General features: G+C 45.5%; 19 protein-coding genes and 1 pseudogene. 14 read left to right on the top strand and 6 right to left on the bottom strand.

Annotated elements, in window-relative coordinates; translation table 11 throughout:
* Positions 1-83 precede the first annotated feature (83 nt).
* Positions 84-839, top strand: coding sequence for a 3-deoxy-D-manno-octulosonic acid kinase (locus tag SOHN41_RS00230; protein ID WP_007644082.1), 756 nt, complete (start codon positions 84-86; stop codon positions 837-839).
* 13 nt (positions 840-852) lie between these two features.
* Here SOHN41_RS00230 and waaA read toward each other — a convergent pair whose 3' ends face one another.
* Complete coding sequence (gene waaA, locus SOHN41_RS00225) at positions 853-2,118, bottom strand: lipid IV(A) 3-deoxy-D-manno-octulosonic acid transferase (RefSeq protein ID WP_007644080.1); 1,266 nt, start codon at positions 2,116-2,118, stop codon at positions 853-855.
* A gap of 183 nt (positions 2,119-2,301) precedes the next feature.
* Between waaA and SOHN41_RS00220 the strand changes: the two genes are divergently transcribed.
* From SOHN41_RS00220 to glpG, 5 genes are all read left to right on the top strand, one after another.
* Entirely contained in the window at positions 2,302-2,949 is a 648-nt protein-coding gene (locus tag SOHN41_RS00220; protein ID WP_007644077.1) for a TetR/AcrR family transcriptional regulator, read from the top strand.
* Between the two features lie 332 nt (positions 2,950-3,281).
* Complete coding sequence (locus SOHN41_RS00215) at positions 3,282-4,475, top strand: glycine C-acetyltransferase (RefSeq protein ID WP_007644075.1); 1,194 nt, start codon at positions 3,282-3,284, stop codon at positions 4,473-4,475.
* An 11-nt stretch (positions 4,476-4,486) separates the two neighbouring features.
* Entirely contained in the window at positions 4,487-5,512 is a 1,026-nt protein-coding gene (tdh, locus tag SOHN41_RS00210) for an L-threonine 3-dehydrogenase (protein WP_007644073.1), read from the top strand.
* 107 nt (positions 5,513-5,619) lie between these two features.
* Entirely contained in the window at positions 5,620-5,925 is a 306-nt protein-coding gene (gene glpE, locus SOHN41_RS00205; RefSeq protein WP_007644071.1) for a thiosulfate sulfurtransferase GlpE, read from the top strand.
* Positions 5,922-6,761: a rhomboid family intramembrane serine protease GlpG gene (glpG, locus tag SOHN41_RS00200; RefSeq protein ID WP_007644070.1), complete on the top strand. Its 840-nt coding sequence runs from the start codon at positions 5,922-5,924 to the stop codon at positions 6,759-6,761. The genes glpE and glpG overlap by 4 nt, the downstream gene beginning before the upstream one ends.
* Positions 6,762-6,824: 63 nt before the next feature.
* Here glpG and elbB read toward each other — a convergent pair whose 3' ends face one another.
* Entirely contained in the window at positions 6,825-7,481 is a 657-nt protein-coding gene (elbB, locus tag SOHN41_RS00195; RefSeq protein WP_007644069.1) for an isoprenoid biosynthesis glyoxalase ElbB, read from the bottom strand.
* Between the two features lie 386 nt (positions 7,482-7,867).
* On the opposite strand from elbB, the gene polA reads away from it, so the two are divergent.
* Entirely contained in the window at positions 7,868-10,630 is a 2,763-nt protein-coding gene (gene polA, locus SOHN41_RS00185; RefSeq protein WP_007644066.1) for a DNA polymerase I, read from the top strand.
* A gap of 999 nt (positions 10,631-11,629) precedes the next feature.
* On the opposite strand, the gene yihA is transcribed toward polA, so the two are convergent.
* Positions 11,630-12,289, bottom strand: a complete 660-nt coding sequence (gene yihA / locus SOHN41_RS00180) for a ribosome biogenesis GTP-binding protein YihA/YsxC (RefSeq protein ID WP_007644059.1) — start codon at positions 12,287-12,289, stop codon at positions 11,630-11,632.
* Between the two features lie 169 nt (positions 12,290-12,458).
* Here yihA and SOHN41_RS00175 point away from each other — a divergent pair, with 169 nt between their 5' ends.
* From SOHN41_RS00175 to hemN, 5 genes and pseudogenes are all read left to right on the top strand, one after another.
* Positions 12,459-13,082, top strand: coding sequence for a c-type cytochrome (locus SOHN41_RS00175; protein ID WP_007644057.1), 624 nt, complete (start codon positions 12,459-12,461; stop codon positions 13,080-13,082).
* A 1,088-nt stretch (positions 13,083-14,170) separates the two neighbouring features.
* Positions 14,171-14,809: a class I SAM-dependent methyltransferase gene (locus tag SOHN41_RS00165; RefSeq protein ID WP_037457678.1), complete on the top strand. Its 639-nt coding sequence runs from the start codon at positions 14,171-14,173 to the stop codon at positions 14,807-14,809.
* Positions 14,810-14,899: 90 nt separating this feature from the next.
* The gene (gene yihI / locus SOHN41_RS00160) at positions 14,900-15,460 is read left to right on the top strand and encodes a Der GTPase-activating protein YihI (protein WP_007644054.1); all 561 of its coding nucleotides are present in this window, start codon (positions 14,900-14,902) and stop codon (positions 15,458-15,460) included.
* Between the two features lie 74 nt (positions 15,461-15,534).
* A pseudogene (locus SOHN41_RS00155) lies at positions 15,535-16,001 on the top strand (DUF2489 domain-containing protein).
* Positions 16,002-16,261: 260 nt separating this feature from the next.
* Positions 16,262-17,638: an oxygen-independent coproporphyrinogen III oxidase gene (gene hemN, locus SOHN41_RS00150; protein ID WP_083820707.1), complete on the top strand. Its 1,377-nt coding sequence runs from the start codon at positions 16,262-16,264 to the stop codon at positions 17,636-17,638.
* A gap of 5 nt (positions 17,639-17,643) precedes the next feature.
* On the opposite strand, the gene SOHN41_RS20245 is transcribed toward hemN, so the two are convergent.
* Positions 17,644-17,859: a hypothetical protein gene (locus SOHN41_RS20245; RefSeq protein WP_083820706.1), complete on the bottom strand. Its 216-nt coding sequence runs from the start codon at positions 17,857-17,859 to the stop codon at positions 17,644-17,646.
* 158 nt (positions 17,860-18,017) lie between these two features.
* Complete coding sequence (add, locus tag SOHN41_RS00145) at positions 18,018-19,013, bottom strand: adenosine deaminase (RefSeq protein ID WP_007644051.1); 996 nt, start codon at positions 19,011-19,013, stop codon at positions 18,018-18,020.
* Between the two features lie 210 nt (positions 19,014-19,223).
* Here add and SOHN41_RS00140 point away from each other — a divergent pair, with 210 nt between their 5' ends.
* Both SOHN41_RS00140 and SOHN41_RS00135 read left to right on the top strand, forming a co-directional pair.
* Positions 19,224-21,035, top strand: coding sequence for a DUF885 domain-containing protein (locus tag SOHN41_RS00140; protein ID WP_037457676.1), 1,812 nt, complete (start codon positions 19,224-19,226; stop codon positions 21,033-21,035).
* A 92-nt stretch (positions 21,036-21,127) separates the two neighbouring features.
* Positions 21,128-22,111 (top strand): alpha/beta fold hydrolase, encoded by a 984-nt coding sequence (locus SOHN41_RS00135; protein ID WP_007644049.1) that lies wholly within the window; start codon positions 21,128-21,130, stop codon positions 22,109-22,111.
* Here SOHN41_RS00135 and SOHN41_RS00130 read toward each other — a convergent pair.
* On the bottom strand, positions 22,068-24,512 hold the full coding sequence (locus SOHN41_RS00130) for an EAL domain-containing protein (protein WP_007644047.1): 2,445 nt from the start codon (positions 24,510-24,512) through the stop codon (positions 22,068-22,070). The genes SOHN41_RS00135 and SOHN41_RS00130 overlap by 44 nt on opposite strands.
* Positions 24,513-24,786 lie beyond the last annotated feature (274 nt).

The following is a 24,786-nucleotide window of genomic DNA, read 5'->3' as shown; positions in this document are numbered from 1 at the left end:
ATAGCTTTAAGGTTATTTGGCGCAAGCTAAGGATCTTAATGTAGAATGGCCCGAGGTGCCACGCTTAAGTCAACAAATCTCCGATGAATGCTCAGATACAGATCATAAAAACCGCCCAAGGCCATATGGCACTTTGCCAAGATACGCCAACAACGATCACTCCGACTTGGTTCTCAGTGGATTTTTGGCGCGCTAAAGAGGCTGTCGTCGGTTCATCCAAGGGCCGCTACACTACCTGGTTTGTAGCATCTGGCGTTAGCCATTGGGTATTACGCCACTATTGGCGCGGCGGCTTAATGGAGAAATTCAGTAAAGACGCCTACTTTTATACTGGCCTCGAAAACACCCGCGCCATGGCTGAGTTACGCTTATTAGACATTTTGTATCGTGAAGATTTTGCCGTACCTAAACCCATAGCCGCCAACATAGTGCGCGACGGGTTATTTTACCGCGCCGATATTATTATCGAGCGAGTCAAAGGCGCCGAAGATTTAGTCGCTAAACTCAGTAAAGGGGCAATGAGCACGGCGCAATGGCAGGCATTGGGCGCTGCTATTGCTCAATTCCACTGGCGTGGCGTCTACCATGCCGATCTCAATGCCAAAAATATTCTGCTCCAGTCTGCTCAAACTGAACAAGTGACGCCGGAGCGCTTTTATCTTATCGATTTCGATCGGGGTGAATTAAAAACACCGAACCCACAATGGCAAAAAGCCAATCTAGACAGACTGTTACGTTCCTTCCATAAAGAACAAGGCAAGCTGCCAAGCCTTGCCTTTAACCTTGATAACTGGTCATCGTTGATGCAGGGCTACCAAGCAGCGATGACAAGCATTTGATTTACCAACCGAATTAAACCTTTATTAGGGATTGTACTAGGGCAAATTGCCGCTGCAAGGCACCACGATTCGCCTCCACCACGGCAAGGCCTGCATTCGCTGCTTTCTGGCGTTGTGAAGGGTTTTCAAAGTATTGGATAAGGTTTATCCCCAATTCTTGCGCCGAACTCACAATCCGCAGGCCACCCGCGTCAGCCAGCATTTGGGTAATTTGAGCAAAGTCCCAATGGTTCGGCCCCACCATGACTGGCACGCCCATGGCCACAGGCTCTAAGGGATTGTGACCACCGTTGTTGATCAAGGTACCGCCCACAAAGGCTTGATCCGCAGCACCATAAAAGGTGAGAAGTTCACCCATGGTATCGCCCACCAGCACTTGGGTCTTAGCCGTCACGGGATGATTTTCACTGCGGCGAACAGATTCAAAGCCTTGATCTACAACCGCTTGAGCAACAGCATTAAACTGTTCAGGGTGGCGCGGCGCGATGATCAATAAGGCGTCGGGCCATTGGGCTAATAATTGCCTATGGGCTGTGAGCATAGCGTCAAATTCACCCGGGTGTACGCTGCCAGCGACCCAAACCGGTGATGTTTCGCGTTCCCAAATCTGACGCAGCAACTTAGCATTGGTTAAACGCTCGGGCGTAATACTGAGATCGAACTTCAAGCTTCCACAGACTGTTACCCTATCCGGTGACACGCCTAATTCGATAAAGCGCTGCGCTTCAACTTGTGTCTGCGCCGCTATGATATCGAGTCGTTGTAGCATCGGCTGGCTGAGCTTTGGGCGCTTAGCATATTGCGCCGCCGATTTAGCCGACAAGCGAGCATTGGCCAACATCAAACGCACACCACGTTTGGCTGTAATCGCTACCAAGTTAGGCCACAGCTCGGTCTCCATGATGATGCACCATTTAGGGGATAACTGCTGTAAGAACCGATTCACACACCAAGGCAGATCGAAGGGCAAATAGCAGTGCTGTACTCTGTCACCAAAGGCTTTGTGCACCTCAGCCGATCCCGTGGGGCTGCTGGTTGTGACAGTAATACTCAATTCCGGATGGGATTGCTGAATTAAGCGAATAAGCGGGATCGCCGCGAGCGTTTCCCCCATAGACACTGAGTGGATCAGCAAATCCGTCGATTTAAGTCCCGTTAAGCCAAAACGCTCCCCCCAACGGCCAAGATAATCGGGACTTTTGATAGCACGAAAGGCTAAATAAACGATTAGCAAGGGAGAAAATAAATATAAGATCGCGCTATAGAGAAAACGATTCATGAAAAACGTGCTTATGGGTTTTGCCTGATGAATAGCGGCAATGTTAGCATAATAGCCATCACATTGAATTTTTGTTCGTTCATCAAATCAAACATTCGGTACGATTTAATTTAGGGATAATTTACCAGCAGTATGGCGGTCGTTGGTTAGCTTTCTCAATTACACTCGCAATTTGGATAACTTATGAAAACCCGCGACAAAATCATCTATGCCAGCCTGGAGCTGTTCAATGAGCACGGCGAACGAAATATCACGACTAATCATATTGCCGCCCACTTAAATATGAGTCCCGGGAATCTTTATTATCACTTCCGCAATAAAGAAGACATTATTCGCTCCATTTTCAGCCTCTATGAAAATCACCTCGAATCAGGGTTCCAACCCTACGAAGGCAAGCAGGTGAATGTGGAACTGTTAATAGGCTACTTCGATGCGATGTTTTATACCCTATGGCAATTTCGCTTTATGTACGCCAATCTTGCCGATATCCTCGCCCGTGATGAAGAGTTAAAAAAACGCTATCTACATGCCCAGCAACAGGTTTTGACCCATTCGAGCCAAGTGCTGCATCAGCTCAAACAGGATGGTTTTTTAAACGTCGATACCGATAAAATCACCCCGCTCGCGGACACCATCAAGATGCTCGTCAGCTTTTGGATTGGCTATCAGCTCACCCAGTCGAGCACCTCGACCATCACTAAAGCGACCCTCTACGAAGGTGTGTTAAGGGTACTGATGATTTTCAAAGCCTATGCGACACCGACTTCAGTCGCGACTTTTACACGCCTAGAGCAGCATTACCACGACTTAGCCAACCAAGATCCCATCTAAATATCCCCGAATCCCTATACGGGAAGCCCGCATTAGGTACTAGACTTAAGTCCAGTCATAGCACTGGTGCGGGCGGCCAAATTCATTGGAATTATCCTTTGCCAGCGAGGTAACAAGCTTATCAATAAGCCACTCGGAAAGGTCAACAGTGGTATTTTCGAATGACGATTAATTGATGTTGCACATTAGTTTTTATAATGTAAAAACAGTTTTACCCCTAAACTAATTTATCTGGCTAAGCTGCATGAAAAAAAGGCTGTAGGCCAATTAGGTTTAGAGTTAGAATGCCGCCACTCCCAGAATCAGAATAAAGTTAACTAAGGAGATATCAGGTGGCCTCTACCTCATTCTACGCACAGATTAATCAACAGCTTGCAGATATTAAAGCCGAAGGCTTATACAAAAGCGAACGCGTTATTGCCTCACCGCAACAGACAGCCATTCAAGTTAATCACCAAGAAGTTATTAACTTTTGCGCGAACAATTATTTAGGCCTAGCGAACCATCCTGAACTGATCAAAGCCGCCCAGCAAGGTTTAGAGAGCCACGGCTTTGGTATGGCATCGGTACGGTTTATCTGTGGCACCCAAGATATCCATAAAAAGCTAGAGTCTAGCCTGAGTGAATTCCTCGGCATGGAAGACACTATTCTGTATTCCTCATGTTTCGATGCCAATGCGGGTCTGTTTGAAACCCTGTTAGATGCCGAAGATGCGATCATCTCCGACGCCTTAAACCATGCCTCTATCATCGACGGCGTGCGTTTATGTAAGGCTAAACGCTTCCGTTACGCCAACAACGATATGGCGGATTTAGAGACGCAACTTATCGCAGCGAAAGAAGCTGGCGCGCGTAACATCCTGATCGCCACCGACGGCGTATTCTCCATGGACGGCGTAATCGCCAACCTTAAAGGCGTGTGTGATTTAGCCGATAAATACGGTGCACTCGTGATGGTAGACGACTCACACGCCGTGGGTTTTGTTGGCCAAAATGGTCGCGGTTCACACGAACACTGTGGCGTGATGGGCCGTGTCGATATTATCACCGGCACCTTAGGCAAAGCCCTAGGCGGCGCTTCGGGCGGTTTCACTTCAGGTAAAAAAGAAGTCATCGACTGGTTACGTCAACGCTCTCGCCCTTACCTATTCTCTAACTCATTAGCGCCTTCGATTGTAACGGCCTCTATCCATGTATTAGAGATGCTCAAATCGGGCCAAGCACTGCGCGAAGCGGTATGGGAAAACAGCCGTTATTTCCGCGAAAAGATGTCAGCGGCAGGCTTTACCTTAGGCGGCGCCGACCATGCGATTATCCCGGTGATGATTGGCGATGCCAAACTGGCGAGCGATTTTGCTAACCGTTTATTAGACGAACATGTCTACGTGATTGGCTTCTCCTTCCCTGTCGTGCCAAAGGGGCAAGCCCGTATCCGTACGCAAATGTCGGCGGCCCACACCCGTGAGCAACTCGACAAAGCGATTGAAGCCTTTACCCGTATCGCTAAAGAAATGGCGATTATTTAGGACCCTACAAAATGAAAGCACTAAGCAAGTTAAAAGCCGAAAAAGGCATTTGGTTAGTCGATGCGCCTAAGCCTGAAATGGGCCATAACGATCTGCTGATCAAGATTAAAAAGACCGCCATTTGCGGCACCGATATGCACATCTACAACTGGGACGAATGGTCACAAAAAACCATTCCTGTGCCTATGGTTGTTGGTCACGAGTATGTGGGCGAAGTGGTTGATATTGGTCAAGAAGTTCGCGGTTTTAACATTGGTGACCGCGTTTCTGGCGAAGGCCATATCACCTGTGGTCACTGCCGTAACTGTCGCGCAGGCCGCACCCATTTATGCCGTAATACTTCAGGTGTGGGCGTAAACCGCGAAGGCTCATTTGCCGAATATTTGGTTATCCCAGCCTTTAACGCCTTCAAAATTCCCGATGATATCAGCGATGATTTAGCCTCTATCTTCGACCCATTCGGTAACGCAGTACACACCGCACTGTCATTCGACTTAGTGGGCGAAGACGTATTAATCACTGGCGCGGGCCCTATCGGTATTATGGCTGCGGCCGTATGTCGCCATGTTGGCGCCCGCCATGTGGTCATTACCGACGTTAACGAATACCGCTTAGAGTTGGCTCGCAAGATGGGTGCGACTCGCGCAGTCAACGTGGCCAAAGAAAACCTGAAAGACGTGATGAAAGAGCTCGGCATGACCGAAGGTTTCGACGTCGGTCTAGAAATGTCAGGCGTGCCATCGGCCTTCCACGCCATGTTAGATACCATGAACCACGGCGGTAAAATTGCTATGCTCGGTATTCCGGGTGGCGAAATGGCCATCGACTGGAGCAAAGTGATCTTCAAGGGTCTGGTCATTAAAGGCATTTATGGCCGTGAAATGTTCGAAACTTGGTACAAGATGGCGAGCTTGATCCAATCGGGGTTAGATATTTCCCCAATCATCACCCACCACTACAAGATTGATGATTTCCAACAGGGCTTCGAGGCAATGGGCTCGGGTCAATCGGGTAAAGTCATCCTTAGCTGGGACTAATTATCTAGAAGATATACGTCACTCCTATCACGGGGCTGTACACTCACAGCCCCTTGTTGCACACTTATCTCATCGCTTACCATTTCTCAGCAATTTCAGGTTCTATTATGTCTTCCTTTAAACATCTAAGCGTTAATCAATTAGTGCAAATGACCGAGTCAAAGCCAGTACAAATCGTCGACATCCGCGATGGCAATAGCTTTAGCAACGGCCACATTGACGGCGCATTCAATTTGAATAACGAGAATCTAGCGCAATTTATTAGCCAAGCCGATATGGATAGACCACTGGTTGTGGTTTGTTACCACGGCATCAGCAGCCAAAATGCGGCGCAGTATCTCTGTGAGCAAGGCTTTGATGATGTCTACAGCCTAGATGGCGGCTTTAGTGCCTGGCATGGGGCGAATGCATGATTGAAATAGGCCGACTCCCAAACAGCAGAGCCGCACAGGCATTTGTCGATTACCTTAAGGGTGAGCATATTGACTGCCAAATTGAGCCACAGATGCAAGGAGTCGCCATTCTAGTTGTCCACGACAAAGATATAGAGCGAGCCCGCAAAGAGTTTGCTCACTTTATTGCCCATCCCTACGATAGCAAGTACCTACAGGCCTCGTGGGAACACGGCGATACTCATACTAAGCTCGATTATGGCGCACCGTCATTACAGCTTTTTACCCAATTTATTACTGGTGCGGGACCAATCACCTTAATCATATTTGCACTCTGTAGCATTATTTTTGCGGCGATGAATTTAGGATTTGCGAACCAAACCTACGAAGCTCTGTCCTATTTTGGTGCTGTACCTAATGCAGATTTCAGCCAGTTCTGGCGCGTTTTTACCCCGAGCCTGCTGCACTTTTCGGCCATGCATATCATCTTCAATTTACTCTGGTGGTGGTATTTGGGTGGAAAAATCGAGACACGTATAGGCACTGCGCCACTGTTAATCCTCCTACTGGTCGCGGGTACTTTGCCCAATATCGTCCAATACTATGTTAGCGGCCCCAACTTTGGCGGGCTATCGGGGGTAGTGTATGCGGTTGCTGGTTACACTTGGGTGATGGGGATCCGCAAACCCGCAGCGGGGATAGGTTTACCGCCATCCTATATGGGATTTATGCTGATTTGGTTAGTGTTAGGTTTTACCGACGTGCTGGGAATTTCGGTAGCAAACGGCGCCCATATCGGTGGCCTCATTATCGGCTTAGCCCAAGGTCTGTTCGATAGCCGTAAAGTGACACACTAAGCGCATCAGCGCTTGACCAAGATAACCACATAAAGCGTTATCTTGGTCCTATTCCGATACCACTTACTTTGTCAATTCCAGCACTTTGGCGACCAGCTTCTCGATACCTGAATATGCCTCAGCAATATTCCCCGCCAGCATGTATGCGGGTGTGCTGACTATCTTGTTTGCTTCATCTATTACAATATCGTGCACTGTTGCAGCTTGATGAACGCCGCCCATCAGATTAAATGCCGCGACAGTATCAACGTCATTGCCAATTGTGCCCTTTGCTCCGTGTCCATATAAGCGCGGGATCATCATAGGTGCAATACAGATAAAACCAACGGGTTTTCTCGCCAAAATAAACTCGTTGATAAAATCAGCGACTAAGGGGTTTACCTCACACTCGCTGCCATTAGTGGCGAAATTACACAGATTTTTCGCCGCCCCGAAACCTCCGGGAATGATCAAGGCATCAAATTCACCCACATCCAGCTCGGTGGTCGCTTTGATTTCTCCCCGGGCAATGCGTGCCGACTCCACCAATACATTACGCTGTGTCGCCTTCTCAATCTCACCAGAAAAATGATTAACGACATGCATCTGCTGAATATCGGGGGCAAAACACTGGTAGCTAGCGCCCGCCTTTGACAAGGACAATAAGGTTAAAACCGATTCATGGATCTCTGTTCCATCGAAAACACCGCACCCACTGAGTAACACTGCGATTTTTTTCATTAAAAATATCCTTCTTATGCCATTTGATTTTAACAAACCATAAACAAATTGGTTGATCTGATTAAAAATCGTGCTAACTTAATTCGTCGAATCTGACGGACGATGAAAATTAAGCCAGCCTTAGATGTATTTTACGGAGTCAATAAAAAATCCACAAATCAGGAAGATTTTTCAAGAAACAGTATTGAACTCACAAAAATATTTTATAAATATAAAAATCAACAACTTAAAAATATCGCACTAAGCCGTAAACAACGCCATTATTCACAGTTGACTTTTTCACTCACAGACTTATCCACAGGCTGAGAGTCAATTTGCCGTGGCTGAAATAGTGCATCTGTGGCATGCTAACCGCCATCTAAGTCATCGATAAACGAAAATTACCTATGCCGACTATTGCCAATAACCCACTTGTCCTTGTGGATGGATCTTCTTATTTGTACCGCGCCTATTATGCGCCTCCTCATCTGACAAACTCAAAGGGCGAAGCAACGGGAGCCGTTTATGGCGTAGTCAATATGCTCCGTAGTCTATTGACGCGTTACCAGCCCAGCCACATCGCCGTGGTATTCGACGCCAAAGGCAAGACTTTCCGTAATGACTTATACGACGAATATAAGGCACATCGCCCCCCGATGCCCGATGATCTGCGTTCACAAATCGAGCCCTTATATCGCATTATTCACGCCTTAGGATTACCGCTTATCTCTATTCCGGGTGTTGAAGCCGACGATGTGATAGGTACCATCGCCCGCCAAGCAAGCCTCGAAAAACGCTCGGTATTGATCAGTACTGGCGATAAAGATATGGCGCAGCTCGTGGATGACAATATCACGCTGATCAATACCATGACAGATACCATCATGGGGCCAAAAGAAGTCACTGAAAAATTTGGCGTCGGCCCTGAGCGTATTATCGATCTTTTGGCATTAATGGGAGATAAGGCCGATAACATCCCCGGCTTACCCGGTGTCGGTGAAAAAACCGCCTTAGCAATGTTGACGGGTGCAGGCAGTGTTAACAACTTATTAGCCGAACCCGAAAAAGTCTCCGAATTGGGCTTTAGGGGCGCAAAAACCATGGCGGCGAAGATCATTGAAAATGCCGACATGCTCAAACTTTCCTATGAACTCGCCACCATCAAAACCGATGTTGAACTCGAGCAAGACTGGCATGAACTCACGGTTAAACCCGCAGACAGAGATGAGCTGATCCAATGTTATGGTGAAATGGAGTTCAAACGCTGGCTAGCGGAAGTATTAGATAATAAATCAATCACCAAAACCACAGCCACCAAAGTTGAAACAGAGGAAACATCCACCTCATCCGGAACGCTTGAAACCCAATACGATTGTGTTCTAACTGAAGCAGAATTAGACACTTGGATTGCTAAGCTTAAGCTAGCCGACTTAGTGGCGGTGGATACCGAGACCACCAGCTTAGATTATATGGCGGCTGAGCTCGTCGGAATGTCATTTGCAGTCGAAGCGGGAAAAGCGGTCTACTTACCTTTGGCCCATGATTATGTTGGAGCCCCCACTCAAATCGATAAAACCGTCGCATTAGCAAAGCTTCGCCCCATTCTTGAGGATGCAAACCTTAAAAAAGTCGGCCAAAACCTTAAGTACGATATGAGTATCCTTGCCAATGCAGGCATTAAACTACAGGGGGTCGCATTCGATACTATGCTCGAATCCTATGTGTTTAACTCGGTCGCTTCGCGCCATGATATGGATGGCCTTGCACTCAAATACTTAGGCCATAAAAACATTGGCTTCGAAGATATTGCAGGCAAAGGTGCTAAGCAACTCACCTTCAATCAAATTCCGCTGGAAAATGCCGCGCCCTACGCCGCCGAAGATGCCGATATCACCCTGCGTTTGCATCAGCACCTCTGGCCAAGGCTTGAGAAAGAAGCCGAGTTGGCCTCCGTTTTCACTGAAATTGAATTACCGCTTATCCAAGTACTCTCGGACATAGAGCGCCAGGGCGTATTAATTGATAGCATGTTACTCGGACAACAGAGTGAAGAGTTAGCGCGTAAAATCGATGAACTAGAGTCTAAAGCCTATGATATTGCAGGCGAGAAATTCAATTTAAGTTCACCGAAACAATTGCAAGTGCTGTTTTTTGAAAAACTGGGCTATCCAATCACGAAAAAGACCCCAAAGGGGGCACCATCGACGGCAGAAGAAGTGCTCGTCGAATTGGCATTAGACTATCCACTCCCCAAAGTCATTCTCGAACATCGAAGTCTGACTAAATTAAAGAGTACCTATACGGATAAACTGCCACTGATGGTCAATGCCAAAACTGGCCGCGTGCACACCAGTTACCATCAAGCCAATGCCGCCACAGGGCGTTTATCCTCGAGCGAGCCTAATCTGCAAAATATCCCTATTCGTACGGAAGAAGGACGCCGTATTCGCCAAGCCTTTATCGCACCACAAGGTCGCAAAATATTAGCAGCCGACTACTCGCAAATTGAACTCAGGATCATGGCACATTTATCCCAGGATGCTGGTTTACTCAAAGCCTTTGCCGAAGGCAAAGATATTCACAGAGCGACGGCTGCGGAAGTGTTTGGTACCGACTTTGACGATGTGACAACCGAGCAACGCCGCCGCGCTAAAGCGGTCAATTTCGGCTTAATCTACGGTATGTCAGCCTTTGGTTTGGCGCGTCAGCTTGATATCCCTCGTCATGAGGCCCAAACCTATATCGACACTTACTTTGCCCGCTACCCGGGCGTCTTAAAATATATGGAGGAAACCCGCGCAGGTGCCGCCGACTTAGGTTATGTATCGACGCTGTTTGGGCGCCGTCTCTACCTACCCGAAATTCGTGACCGAAATGCGATGCGCCGCCAGGCCGCCGAACGAGCCGCGATTAACGCACCAATGCAAGGCACGGCTGCCGACATCATCAAGAAAGCCATGATCAGCATTGCCAATTGGATAAAAACAGAAACCCAAGGCGAAATCGCGATGATCATGCAAGTGCATGACGAATTGGTATTCGAAGTAGACGCAGATAAGGCTGAGGCTCTCAAGCTGAGAGTTTGTGAACTTATGGCTCAAGCGGCCAATCTCGATGTCGAGTTACTGGCTGAGGCGGGTATTGGTGATAACTGGGATCAGGCTCACTAGTCCCTCGATATCCCCATAAAACAACCAATCTGATTGAACAGAAGATAAAGCTAGCCTGAACCACTTTTTGAGTTCAGGTTAGTTCACTCAATAGCAGCTCCGAATTGTCAATCGCAGTGTCTCCCTCAGAGGAGTTTCTGGCGAGATCAAACGCTGACGCGCCTGCATGCCATCTCCTGTGGTATAGAATAATATTTAGCGTCCTATAAGCTAGCATCTTAGTCAGCAGCGCTATGCATAACTCACAGCAACACAATCATCCCCTCAATACATTTAGCGGCTCCTAATTACGCTTCAATCGCAAATGCGCTCAAGTCGTGCTGTATATGTTCAAAAGTGCCAAAACTGCTGTTCTCTCAGGCGTACATTAGAACATTTAGCTGAATTTAGAGTAAAAACATTAAATCTTGAGTATTGATCTCTTTCGTATATAAATTTCTAATTATTCCGCTAAATCAGCCGATTAAGCGTTTTAAATGAAATTTTTAGATCAATTTGAGATGTTTTTTCACTCAAAACCTGAGATCAAGCGCACACAATTACATCATTTTTGAAAAAACTGTTTTCCATTTAAAGATAAATAGCGTATTATGCTCTGCGTAGGGTACAGAGGTTAAGATGTTCTATCTTTCAGACCTTTATTTCACTTATAGTGATGAGCCAAATTCTGGCGCCTCAGCAACTTGTTTGCTGAGGCTTTTTTTTTGCTCTTTTTTTGGCAAATATATTTTAGAGTATTTACTTTAATAAAAAGTAAATCCAATGTATGCTGTCTGCATTGAGAACCGTTAAAGGTATTTAATGGTGCTTGAGTCTTGTTGAATTTAGCTTCTCCCCAAAAGAGCTAATATTTTTGGCCGATACATAGTTATCGGCTATTTTTTTGCCTGAAATTTATGATGGTGAGAGCTAGATAACATTGGGGAAAGATTGGACAAGAGTAGAGATGCACATACACAGCTAAACCTAAGTTTTAGGCTGTATATGCTGTCAATTCAACTATTCTGCACTATCTGCAGCATCTAATGCGTCGGTCAGCCACTGTGGATGACACCATTCATTTAGTATGCTTAATACTTTAGGTTTTCCAGTTCCTTTGAGTGATGAAAACGGTTCAACTTGGACCCAATCCCCAAAATCAGTTAAGGCTTTACGGACTTCATTTACGGTTTTCATCTTAGCGCTTTGTGCTAACTTGTCAGACTTGGTCAACAGTGCCAACACAGGTATCTCGCTCGCTACCGCCCACTCTATCATCTGCATATCCAGATCTTTGAGCGGGTGACGGATATCCATCAACACAACTACACCACTTAAGCAGGCACGCTTCTGTAAATATTCTCCAAGCGCTTGTTGCCATTTATTTTTCATCGCCAATGGCACCTGTGCAAAACCATAACCCGGCAGGTCCACTAAACGACGCTGTGCATCTAACTCAAATACGTTAATAAGCTGAGTTCGACCTGGGGTTTTGCTGGTTCTTGCTAAGTTTTTTTGCTCAGTTAATGCATTGAGTGCACTTGATTTTCCGGCGTTTGAGCGACCAGCAAAAGCAATCTCAACTCCAACATCACCGGGCAGATATTGATCCAAATGTGCAATGTCGGGTGCACTAATTAAAAACTTCGCCCTGCGAAAATCTATATGAGATTCAGTCACTATTTACTCCAAAATATTTTCTGCGCAATACCATAATTAATGAAGAATTGCTTACTTTTCCACGTTTTCGTGTAAAATATTACCCCGATCACATTAAACATATTTTACCACGCTTGCGGGTCACCCTAGTAAGCTCAGGATAATAATCTTAACCAGAAGTTGGAACGCCATGAAAAAGTTAGCTCTTGCGCTGTCTGTTGTAGTTGCCGCCATATCTTCACCTGCGATTGCAGAAGGTAATGCTGAAGCGGGAAAAACTAAAATTATCGTTTGCTCTGCCTGCCATGGTATGGACGGTAACAGTATGATCGATATGTACCCTAAGCTTGCGGGCCAACACGCCACCTACCTACAAAAGCAACTACATGACTTCCGTAGCGCTGCGCAAACAGGTGGTAAAGATGGCCGTATGGATCCTATCATGGGTGGCATGTCGATTGCTCTAAGCGATCAGGATATTCTCGATATTACCGCATATTTCTCCAGCCAAGCCTTACAAGTCGCAGATGTGAAAGAAGTGCCAGAGCTTGGTCCCAAGTTATACAAAGGTGGGGATGTTTCGCGCGGCATTACAGCCTGTATGGCTTGTCATGGTCCTGATGGTAAAGGTGCTGAGCTTGCCGGCTTCCCCGCTTTAGCTGGTCAACACGCTAACTATATCAAAATCCAACTGACTAAGTTCCGTGATGCAGGCCGTAATAATGATCTCAACGGCATGATGCAAGATGTCGCTAAAAAGTTAAGCGACAGCGATATTGACGCTCTTTCTAAATATCTGTCTAGCCTGAAATAAGGCTAAGCAGTGTAGTCCAATCTCTTTAGTCAAAGAGATTTTGTGAGCACCAGACCCGCAAGGATGATTTATGTTATAAATCGTCCTTGCGATCACCTCCCCCTAATACACTCTGCCAGCCCGCTTCGAGTCATACTTACCCGCAAGAAAGTATCATTAGCCTAGTTGCCCAACCTCTAACATTTTTCAAAGCATCAAAAGCCATTCCATGAATTACCGCATGCAAATATCGGCTCAACGAAGAAAAACCTAAAAAACTCCCCTATTGTTTTCACTGGAAAGACGGCATTGTCATTGGCTTTGGGCCCATCATGTTTACGTTAACGTAAACTGGCAAAGATTCCTGCTTGACATAGATCACAGATTTAGGGTTTAATAAGCCCCGTACCGAGATAAACCCATCTGTTTGTACAAAAAGATTAATAATAACTTGCAGATTTCGGTATAATTAACATTCAAGATATAAGAATAAATATATTCAATAACAATAATATAATTAAGACCACTCTCTAATAATAATAAGAGTCGTGATTTCGTGTTGAAGTCCAGGTCAGTACATTTTTGTAAGGGATGGCCGATAACGCCAATTTGCACTAAGCAAAACGCCTTACACTCAGGGTAACTTGCCCCATCAGGACACAGTTTGAATGATTCAAATTGTAGCAAAGGAAGCTAATAAGCTTAGGATGCACTGGCTGGAAGCTTGTTATCACTGGAAGGTACTTAAGCAACATGGATGGTTAACTGAACGTCAATGATGACGCTGCTAAACAAGATGTGTCTTGAGACCATCTACGGAAACTGTGGTCAGGATGGCGACAGAAAATAAATTAAGTGTCTGGAAGACCGATAACTAAAATGTTGCAGGGAAAGCAGTAAAAAAAGAAGGATACTGACCGGGAAAGTCACATAGCAAGTACGGATACTTGGAATCAGGATAAGGTGCTAGATGCACCCTTTGTAAGGCGGCAGTTTAACTGCCGCCTTTTTCTTTGTTGTCATTTGTAACCCACTGCTGTTTCGAAAATGTGCACTAACCCAATATAATTGATACAATCAACACCTTAATAATCTTTCTAGCTGACTCAATGCGCAAATGCCCCCTTTGTCATAACAGCCAAACTTACATACTCCTTCAGGATAAAAAGCGGAGTTTTTATGTTTGTATGACTTGTGGATTAACCTTTGCCGATGCGAGTAGTCATCTTCCCCCTGCAGCAGAAAAACAAAGATATGGCCGCTCTAGGGTCGCATCTAAACAGCGGCAATTATCACAATTTATTTTGCCATTACTAGAACAGCTTCAATATCAGCAAGCAGGCAGTTTATTGGGACTCAATTTTGGGCGTATACTCGATCAGACGAGTCTGACCACTATCGAATCAGCGGGACACACCCTAAAACAATACGACCCTTTTTTTGCGCCGGATCATGACACCCTAAAACAAGAATATGATTTTATCTGTTGCTACCGAGTGTTTGAGCATTTTCAGTACCCGATCAAAGAATGGAATCTACTCACTCGTTTACTCCGACCCGGCGGCTGGTTAGCGATCAGCACACCTTTATTAGTTGATTTGGAAGGTTTTGCTAAGTGGCACTATAAAAACAACCTTACCCATGTGAGTTTCTATCAAAGACAAACCTTTGAGCACTTAGCTCAAAATAGCCATTTTGAACTATTATTTGCCGCGAAAGACCTCGTTTTGATGCAAAAAACATCATAATCTGGTATAACACCCGACCTAATTTAGCACCTTGTAGATGGGGTGATTCCATCTCTGCAAGGCCACACGTTGTAAACAATTGAGAAAACCATGTCTCGTAGCAAGAAAACACGCAAGGGCGGCGAGAACAGCCCGAAGTTACAGCCAAGAGTGAAGAAGCAAGATCGCGCTGTAGCCACAGGCAAACGTAAAGAAACGGGCAATAAATCTGGCAGTCGTCATAACGAAGGCCTTATCTTGGCCCAAGCGCCCCAGCAAAATGCAACGCAAAAGAAGGATCCTCGCCATGGCAGTAAAAAGCCTATTGCTTTAGCGATTCCTGCGGCAGTGGTAACAGATAAAGCCGCTCAGCCAAAAGTGAAACAAGCTAAGCTGACTGACGAGCAGAAACTGCTGAAATTGGAAGAAGATCCAAGACTAAATCAGCTGTTAGATATGCTTGAAGAAGGCCGTGATCTCAACGATGTTGACCAAAAATGGTTAGATCAACAACTGAATAAGATTGAGGCTCTGATGGTTAAGTTAGGTATCAGCGATGATATGAATGATGACTCACCTTCATCACCTGCTAAGTCTTTGTCTGACGATGAGTTGTTCGACAAGTTCGAATCAGGCGCTGACTTATTAAAAGATTATCAAGACAAGTTCTAACCTCTCAGTGCTAAGGCATAGGGGGTCTCAGTTGGCAAGCTGTGCTCCTTATGTCGTTCATATAAGGAGTCTTTGTGTCTACAGCCATTATCATTCTCGGTTTTTTATCATAGTGGCACTCAGCAGCTACGCCACTTACCTACTCTTAAAGTTGCAACGGCAAAAACAACGTCAGCAGGCAGCACTTGCGGAACGCGAAGCCATAGCAAGCGCGAAACGCGCCCAAGTTTTAGATGATATTCGCTATATCGCTACAGCTATGATTGAAGACCGCTGTGAAATCTCCGAAGGCGTGGTCAGAATTGGGCGATTATTTGAAATTTTATCCCTGAGTGAACGGGTCGCACCTGAGTTTCCTGCATTATTCCAACACTTTGAGCTAATTAAAGATCATCCTATTATGGAGGCCCGTCAAGCCTTACCTAAACAGGAAAGGATGAGATTAGACTTGATCAGAATGAAGTCAGAAGCCACATTAGAGCAAGACATTAGCAATGATGCGAAAAAACTGTCGGCTTACCAACCCAAAGCAATGCATTGAACAAACGGATTTCGATACTTCAAGATCACTTATACAGTGGTTTTGAAGTCTTCCCGATAAAGCTCATACCCATCTTACGCTCCTCCCCCCGTGAGCCTGCGCACAAAACCACCACATATCGACAGACAAGCGTACTTTTTTGATAGATATTGCGTAACTTCTAAAAAGACAGACGTCATTTTTACAACCTAGATCAAGGTTATTTACCAAAGAACCTTGCATACTTCGCTTGTTGCTAATTTACCCTCGGAGGACACGCCTTGAAGCAGCCCACTCAGATTAGCTGGGATCAATCGATGATCGAAAAATATAACTACAGCGGTCCCCGTTATACGTCTTACCCAACGGCGCTGGAGTTCGATGATTCATTCACAGAACAAAACCTGTTAACGGCGATTGAAAACAGCAAGAGTGACAAACTATCGCTGTACATTCATATCCCCTTCTGCGCTAAACTTTGCTATTACTGTGGCTGTAATAAAGTCATCACCCGCCACCAACACAAAGCCGATCAGTATATTGAATATTTAAGCCAAGAAATTATTAAACGCGCACCGCTATTTAAGCATTACAGTGTGACCCAAATGCATTGGGGTGGGGGTACACCTACCTTCTTAAATCCAGAGCAAATTCTTAAACTTACCGCTTTAATTAAGGCCAATTTTAACTTTGCGGAAGAAGGAGAATACTCGATTGAAGTCGATCCCCGCGAGATTGAGCTTTCAATGCTCGACACTTTGAAAGAAGCGGGCTTTAACCGGATATCCATCGGCGTACAAGATTTCAATAAAGAAGTGCAAATAGCCGTAAACCGTGAGCAAGATGAACAGTTCATCTTCGACTTGATGGCCAAAGCGAAAGCCATGGGTTTTGTGTCTACCAACATAGATCTAATCTATGGCTTGCCACACCAAACACCAGAAACCTTTGCAGCAACTATGCAACGTGTTTTAGATTTATCGCCTGACCGTCTGTCGGTATTTAACTATGCTCACTTACCTGCGCGCTTTGCCGCTCAACGTAAGATCAAAGATGAGCATTTACCTTCGCCTAAACAAAAGCTTGAGATGTTGCACCAAACTATCGAGACCTTAACTGGCGCAGGTTATCAGTACATTGGTATGGACCACTTCGCTAAGCCTGACGATGAGCTCGCTAAGTTACAACGCGAAGGCAAACTGCACCGCAACTTCCAAGGTTATACCACCCAAGAAGAATGCGACCTGCTCGGTCTTGGGGTATCGTCAATCAGTCAAATCGGTGATTGCTATGCCCAAAATCAAAAAGACATCCGTCCCTACTATGAAGCCATCGACAAAGACGGACATGCGCTGTGGAAAGGTTGCAGCCTAAATCGTGACGATGAAATTCGCCGTGTTGTGATCAAACAACTGATCTGTCACTTCGATTTAGATATGGCAAAAATGGACGAAAAACTCGGGATTAAGTTTGAAGAATACTTCGCCGAAGATTTAAAACTACTGCAAACCTTTATCAATGATAAATTAGTCGAAGTGGCCGACAGAAAGATCACCATCAGCCCTACGGGCCGCCTGTTGATCCGCAATATCTGTATGTGCTTCGACCTTTACTATCGCCAAAAAGCACGTCAGCAGCAGTTCTCCCGCGTGATCTAAAACGACTATCGCAGCACTCGCGAACGTTCATAAAAAAATCCGACTCTAGAGTCGGATTTTTTATCGGTGGCTATTTTTAGTAACGACTCAGAGCTTATACCAATCGTATTAAATATCTGTTCATTCAGCGGGAGTTCAACGCGCTTTAGATAAGACGAAGGCTTAAAGGCATAGTGGTGCTCTGTCGAAAGCCTTAAACGCAGTATAAAGCGTGTTGCCATGTATTTAACATCGGCCGCCCTTTGGGAGCCACACAGGCATCCCACTCCCGTGTTGCATTGACTTAAAAGGGAATAACCATTTCTGCGTCAATGCGCCTCGGATTGAAATGCCTGTGAGGCTCTGAACTGATTAGATATTTAAATGTGATTGGTATTACTTATGCCTTAGCGGCATACAGCGCCTTGCGTTCGCTCTCTGATAAAAATGCCATTTCCACCCCGTTGCGTTGCACTTGAGCCAGCTCGGCGTCACTTAAACCTAGTTCAGACTTAGCAATACGATACTCATGTTTAATATCAATCGCACTGACGCCCGGGTCATCGGTGTTAAGGCTTATCAATACACCTGCATCCATAAAGGTTCTAAAGGGATGTTCAGCGTACGAAGACACTGTCGAAGTGTGCAAGTTACTGGTTGGGCAAGATTCGATACCGATACGGTGTTTAGCAAGATATTCCATCAGCTTAGGATCGTGAATCGCATTAACACCATGGCCAATACGTGTCGCACCTAGTTCTTGAATCGCTTGCCACATACTTTGTGAGCCCGCGGCTTCACCGGCATGAACGGTAATTGCTAAACCAGCATCACGCACACGTTTAAAGTGATCATTAAATAACTCGCCAGGGAAACCCAATTCATCACCGGCTAAGTCCATAGCCACTAGATGTTGTTTATGGGCGAGTAACCCATCGAGCTCTTGAGTACAAGCCGCTTGACCGAATGAACGTGACATAATGCCAATCAAATTGATCTTCACGTTATAGTCTTTTAAACCCGCTTTAACGCCGTCGATAACCGCCTCGACTACGCCTTCAATCGGTAACTTATGGTTCATCGCCATATAATAAGGACTAAAACGTAATTCGGCGTAGTCTAAGCCCGACAATGCCGCATCGGCGACGTTTTCATAGGCTACGCGTTTAACCGCATCCAAATCTGCGAGTACGGCAACCATCCAATCGAGCTTCTTTAAGAAGGCGACTAAGCTAGTTTCTTTCCCCTGAATTTGCACAAACGGTGCAAGCGTTGCTAAAGAATCGGCAGGTAGCGCAATGCCGTGTTGGTGTCCTAGCTCCCAAATGGTGTTCACCCGCACGTTACCGTCTAAGTGACGATGCAGATCCACCAAGGGAATGGATGTATCAATCATAATTAACCCCTATTTGAACTACCCAGCCAATGCTTTTGTTATTTGGTCGCGGGCGGACCCTAAGTTTAACACGCATTTTTAGGGGCATTTATGAGTCAAAGGTATTTAAATTCACATTCAGTCACAATTCCGCTTAATATCCATACGAGAATCTGCCTAAGTCCTCAGGCATAATGACTTCAATAACAACGAAAATATCAGAGAATGATCATGCATAAATTCTTAACCCCTAGCCTCTTGATTTGTGCTTTAAGCGCCTGTAGCGCCGGCTCTCCTCAGATACAAAACCCCGCATCAGCGTCAAATGCCATCACAACATCCCAATCTCAAACCAGCCCTATCTCGCCCGCACTACAAGCCATTATTGACCAAAGCTGGCAATTACAGCTCAGTGCTAGCCCTGAGATGGCCTATAGCATGGGTGACAAGAGTGCAGCAGGAAAGCTTCAAGATCTTTCACCCGAAGCCTTAACCAAACTCAATCAAGGCCAGATTGCGGTTTTAACCCAATTGAAAGCGCTCGAACGCAGCCGACTGAGTAAAGAAGATAGGATTAACGCTCAGATACTCGAAGATCAGATCCAAAACGATGTAGATCTCTATAAATACAAAGATTATTACCTGCCAATCACGGCTGAAAGCGGCTTCCACGCCTATATTTCATCGATTGCACAGGCTCGCTTTAACACCCTAGAAGACTATCAAAATTACATCGGCAAGCTAAAAGCCTTACCAACTTACTTTGCCCAGCAGACCCATTGGTTAAAACAAGGTTTAGCCGAGGGAATAACGCCGCCTAAAGCCACGCTAACTGGCTTTGAAAACAGTATCAGTGCCTATATAGTTCCCGTTGAAAAAAGCAGTTATTTCAAGCCATTTACTCAATACCCAAGCTATTTTACTGCAGCGCAGAAAGCCCAATTAACACAAGAAGGCCGAGCCTTGGTCTCAAAAAATGTCTTGCCTGCATATCAGAGTTTTTATGATTTTATGACACGGGAATATATGCCAAACGCGAGGGAAAACATTGCCGCCAGCAGTCTGCCCTCAGGGAAAGCGTTTTATGAAAATCGTGTTCGTTACTACACCACACTCAATATGACATCGACGCAGGTGCATGAACTGGGTTTAAAAGAAGTGAAACGCATCCGCCAAGAGATGGAGCAAGTCATCGCATCCGTTGGCTTTAAAGGCAATTTTGCCGACTTTTTACATTTCCTACGCACCGATCCTCAGTTCTACACCACCAGTGCAGATCAGTTACTCAAAGAAGCCGCATTTATAGCTAAAAAAGCCGATGCCATGCTCCCAAGATATTTTGGTAAACTGCCTCGCCAACCCTATGGAATCGCCCCCGTTCCCGCTGAAATCGCACCTAAATATACTTCTGGTCGCTATTCGGGATCTAACCGTGATGACGAACCCGGTTATTATTGGGTTAACACCTATGCCCTAGATAAACGACCGCTTTACGAATTAGAAGCCTTAACTTTGCATGAAGCAGTCCCAGGACATCACCTGCAAATATCACTCAACTCTGAGCTAACGTCACTCCCCGATTTCCGCCGTTATGGCTATATCTCTGCCTTTGGTGAAGGCTGGGGTTTGTATAGTGAATATTTAGGGCTAGAAGCCGGATTCTACCAAGATCCCTACAGCAACTTTGGCCGTCTCACCTATGAGATGTGGCGTGCAGCTAGGCTAGTGGTTGACACTGGCATGCATGCCCAAGGATGGAGTCGGGAGCAGGCAATCGACTTTATGGCCAGTAATACCGCCTTATCATTACACAATGTCACCACTGAAATTGACCGCTATATCACTTGGCCAGGGCAAGCATTGTCCTACAAAATTGGTGAATTAACGATTAAGCGATTAAGAGCAAAAGCGCAGCAGGAGCTCGGGGACAAATTTGATATTCGCGCCTTCCACGATGCCGTGCTTGAAAATGGTTCCGTCCCTATGCGGATACTCGAAGAGCAGATAGATGGCTTTATAGCAACTCAAAAAGCCAAGCCATAAAACTAACAGCATAGGAGTCTACATTTTCAGACTCCTATGGTTCTCTGTTACACTCTAGCAAACCTTTTTTGCCAAGATATGTGCGACTGCGTATGAGCCAAGCTACCCCTGCATTTTCAACCGAACACGATTTAAATACCTCAGAGCAGCAAGCCTTCTGGCAAACCGTAGTGCAAAGAACATTAACAGCAGCCGATGGCATCACTTTGGCTTATATGGTGGCATTACATCCCAAAGCACACGCCAGCATAGTCCTTAGCAGTGGCCGGGTAGAATCCTATTTAAAGTATCAAGAACTGGTATTTGACTTATACCAACAGGGTTACTCTGTTTATGCCCTAGATCACCGCGGCCAAGGGCTATCTGCTCGCATGACAATCAATCCACACATGGGCCACGTACGCAGATTCAATGATTATATCGATGACTTTGCGCTGTTCATGCACAAAATCGTACTAAAACAAGCAGCACAACCTCTGTTTCTACTCGGACATTCAATGGGGGGGGCGATTGGTACTTTATATTTAAAACAGCATCCCGATATTTTCACTGCAGCAGCATTTTCTGCGCCTATGTACGGTATTAAACTGCCAATGCCAAAGGGGTTTGTTCGCTGGTTAGCAAGCAGGTTAGACACCAGCCTTAATGGTGGTGAACCTAACTTTGTGCTCAGTGGGCAAAATTACAAAGCCGTGCCTTTTAAAGGAAATGACTTAACCCACAGTCAGACAAGATACCAAGCCTATAGGGAATTATATGATGCGGCTCCTAAACTCCAACTCGGCTCGCCGACCAATCACTGGCTAACAGAGTCTTTAGATGCGGCGGATTCCTGCGTATTGGCCACGGCACATATCCGCACGCCTATACTGATCCTGCAAGCCAGCGAAGATAAAATTGTTGATAATGCAGCACAAAATCTTGCCGTCAGCACTCACTGTCAATTAAAAATAATTGCGGGTGCTGCCCATGAGATTTTTATGGAAAAAGACGTCTATCGAAATCAGGCCTTAAATTATGCGCTCGACTTCTTTAAATGCTACGTAATAAAGGACGAGGACAAACAAGCTGTTTAAAATCAGCGAAATTGAGTGGTCGGCTAAAACAATAGCCTTGATAAGCATGGCAACCAAGGGCAGCAAAAGCATGTTGCTGCTTAACCGATTCAATCCCTTTAGCCACTAGTTGTATCTCAAATGCCTGTACCGACTGAATTAAAGCACTTTGCCACCGCGATGAGGCCATAGCCGCGCAGTTGATATCTAGTTTCACTTCACTTATTGGGTATTTCATTAGACAACTTAAAGCGCTTTGACCCACACCAAAGCTATCTAAGACAATCGGCACACCAGCCGCGAACAATTTACCAATGCGTTCACTCACAAAGGTCTCTTGCATCAAGAATGTAGTTTCAGTGAGCTCAATTCCCAATTGATTCACATCAAGGGCATAAGTACTAACCAACTCCAATAAATGCTCGATAAAACCAACTTGGCAAAATGATAATGAGCTAATGTTGACTGTCATCCGAGGCAACTGTAGGCCTTGGGTTTTCGCTTGCTGCAATAACTGACTGGCCCGTCTAAAGACACTCAGATCTAAGTCAGCAATTAAACCACTACGCTCAGCGAGAAGGATAAATTCGGAGGGTGAGATGACATCACCATTGGGCAGATACCAACGGGATAATATTTCCGCAGAAATAATATCCCCATTAACATCAACAACTGGCTGGAACATCAATGACAACTTATCTTGCTCTATCGAAGTCTTCAGCTCTTGCTGCAGGAGTTCATCACGACTTTGACGTTTATCTAAACCCGTATGATAGAAAGCACAACCCGCTTGCTCCTGTAGCTTGGCTGTTTGCTTAGCAAGTTTTGCGCGATGTAACACGATTGAAGGCTCTAAGGTTTCAACACTATCGAGCAAATAAATCCCTACATTGGCATTCAGTTCGAAATGATGTTCTGCATAATGGAAAGGGCGGGCTATAATTTGCCTTAGTTCTGTCGCCAAAGCCAAGCCACGGCGCCCCGCCATTTCTGCATCGATACCCAACTCTTTTGCCAACAGCGCAAAACGTCCAGCCTCTAAATGACCAACTATAATGTTCTCAGCAAAATAGCTCGATAACCGTGCGCCAAGCTGGGCAAATAACCGCTCAAGCTCATGTGGCGTAAGAGAATCACTCACCCCGGAGCACTCAACCTCAACAAAGAAAAAACCGCCCCAATTGCCCGAGCTATTTCTTTGAATAAGAAATTGAGACAAATGCTCCATAAATGTAGCAGGTAGCATTCGATGCCCCGCAACAGAGTTTTCAACTAGCAGGGCAATTGCAGCATGGTTCTTCTCACTCTCAGAGACATCAACATGAATACCTATCATGCGTGTTGGACGCCCCTGATGATCCCAATCGACTAGCATGCCGCGATCGAGTACCCACACATAATGACCATCCCTGTGCTTAAGTCGATGAACACTCTCAAACTCTTTACTCTTACCACTAAGATATTCCTGCAAGTTATCTAAAACCGCTCGCCGGTCCGCAGGGTGTAACCGCGTCTCCCAAATCTGGAAAGAACCCTCAAGCTCATCCGGCTCATAACCAATTATCTCTTTCCAGCGATCGGAGAGAAACACCTGGCCAGTACCTATATCCCAATCCCAAATACCATTGCGTGACCCCTCCACTGCAAATAGCCAACGCAGTTCGCTGTCATTCAATTGCTTAACTGCACGCTCTAAACGTTCATGAACCAGTTGCAGGCTAGATTGAAGGGATAATACCTCCGCAGAACTCCAAGGAATTTGAGTCAAAAATGTTGGTGTACCGACTTGTTTAGCGGTATCACTTAAAATCTTAAGTGGACGAATCAATAGGTAATAAAGAATTAACGTAAAACCTATCAATAACAAACCACCGAGCCCCCAGACACGGATAAAACGTTGCTGTAATTTGGCAGAAGCTTCAGAAACTAAGGGGGCAAGATCGGATTCAAGATAGATCAACTCAATAGCACCAGGGTATTGAGGTACTACCGGATAATAAGCTTGAATACTTAACCGTTCGAGGTTCACGGATATCTGCTGCAGGGAGGATTGCACAACGGCATGATGTTTGACTACATCGTAGCCATCAATCACTTGGATGGCATTACTATCACGCCAAACCGTATGGTTAGCGAAACGAATTCGACTATCCGCATCGACTAAAATATACACCATAGTACTCATATCCAGCGCAGCCAAGGAGACTTCCTGCTCGATACGCTCCACATCCTGTAAAGCCTGTGCCGATTGCACAACCGTCTGCATTCTGAATAGTTGTTGCTTAATCTGATTCACCTGACGCTCGACAAGTTCACCACGAACTTCATCGCTCTCATACAGATACTCACCAACGACTAACACTAAATAAAGTGTCAGCATGCACAGTGGGATCAATACCGCGAGAGAAAGTTTACGAAGCATAGGTGCCCGACAACCTTTAACAAAATGATGAATAGCCCTGTATGCTAACGGGAAAACAGCTACTAAGCAAAAGGACTTAATTGAAACCTATAGCAATCTTCAACAAAATTTTGAAATTCAGGTCAAACATCTGTGTGCAATGGAATAAAAATAACGGATTTGCAAGCAATTGGAATTCAAATTTAAAAACATCAAATGCAAAAAAGCCAGCTTATTCAGCTGGCTTCGTTACTGCTCTTTTCAGAGCTTATTAGGCGCTTGGCGATGACCTACT

Origin of the sequence: Shewanella sp. HN-41 (genome assembly GCF_000217915.1) — a bacterium.
Lineage (GTDB): Bacteria > Pseudomonadota > Gammaproteobacteria > Enterobacterales > Shewanellaceae > Shewanella.
The sequence above is the reverse complement of the archived record's forward strand: the minus strand, read 5'-3'. Positions and strand labels throughout refer to the sequence as shown.

What these genes read in the sequence shown, in the direction of transcription:
- glpG (WP_007644070.1), top strand. Translation starts at nt 5,922, where the DNA reads ATGATTGAAATAGGCCGACTCCCAAACAGCAGAGCCGCACAGGCATTT.
- SOHN41_RS00130 (WP_007644047.1), bottom strand. Translation starts at nt 24,512, where the DNA reads ATGCTTCGTAAACTTTCTCTCGCGGTATTGATCCCACTGTGCATGCTG.
- SOHN41_RS00175 (WP_007644057.1), top strand. Translation starts at nt 12,459, where the DNA reads ATGAAAAAGTTAGCTCTTGCGCTGTCTGTTGTAGTTGCCGCCATATCT.
- waaA (WP_007644080.1), bottom strand. Translation starts at nt 2,118, where the DNA reads ATGAATCGTTTTCTCTATAGCGCGATCTTATATTTATTTTCTCCCTTG.
- elbB (WP_007644069.1), bottom strand. Translation starts at nt 7,481, where the DNA reads ATGAAAAAAATCGCAGTGTTACTCAGTGGGTGCGGTGTTTTCGATGGA.
- SOHN41_RS00140 (WP_037457676.1), top strand. Translation starts at nt 19,224, where the DNA reads ATGCATAAATTCTTAACCCCTAGCCTCTTGATTTGTGCTTTAAGCGCC.
- SOHN41_RS00135 (WP_007644049.1), top strand. Translation starts at nt 21,128, where the DNA reads ATGAGCCAAGCTACCCCTGCATTTTCAACCGAACACGATTTAAATACC.
- SOHN41_RS00220 (WP_007644077.1), top strand. Translation starts at nt 2,302, where the DNA reads ATGAAAACCCGCGACAAAATCATCTATGCCAGCCTGGAGCTGTTCAAT.
- tdh (WP_007644073.1), top strand. Translation starts at nt 4,487, where the DNA reads ATGAAAGCACTAAGCAAGTTAAAAGCCGAAAAAGGCATTTGGTTAGTC.
- SOHN41_RS20245 (WP_083820706.1), bottom strand. Translation starts at nt 17,859, where the DNA reads ATGGCAACACGCTTTATACTGCGTTTAAGGCTTTCGACAGAGCACCAC.
- glpE (WP_007644071.1), top strand. Translation starts at nt 5,620, where the DNA reads ATGTCTTCCTTTAAACATCTAAGCGTTAATCAATTAGTGCAAATGACC.
- polA (WP_007644066.1), top strand. Translation starts at nt 7,868, where the DNA reads ATGCCGACTATTGCCAATAACCCACTTGTCCTTGTGGATGGATCTTCT.
- add (WP_007644051.1), bottom strand. Translation starts at nt 19,013, where the DNA reads ATGATTGATACATCCATTCCCTTGGTGGATCTGCATCGTCACTTAGAC.
- yihI (WP_007644054.1), top strand. Translation starts at nt 14,900, where the DNA reads ATGTCTCGTAGCAAGAAAACACGCAAGGGCGGCGAGAACAGCCCGAAG.
- SOHN41_RS00230 (WP_007644082.1), top strand. Translation starts at nt 84, where the DNA reads ATGAATGCTCAGATACAGATCATAAAAACCGCCCAAGGCCATATGGCA.
- SOHN41_RS00165 (WP_037457678.1), top strand. Translation starts at nt 14,171, where the DNA reads ATGCGCAAATGCCCCCTTTGTCATAACAGCCAAACTTACATACTCCTT.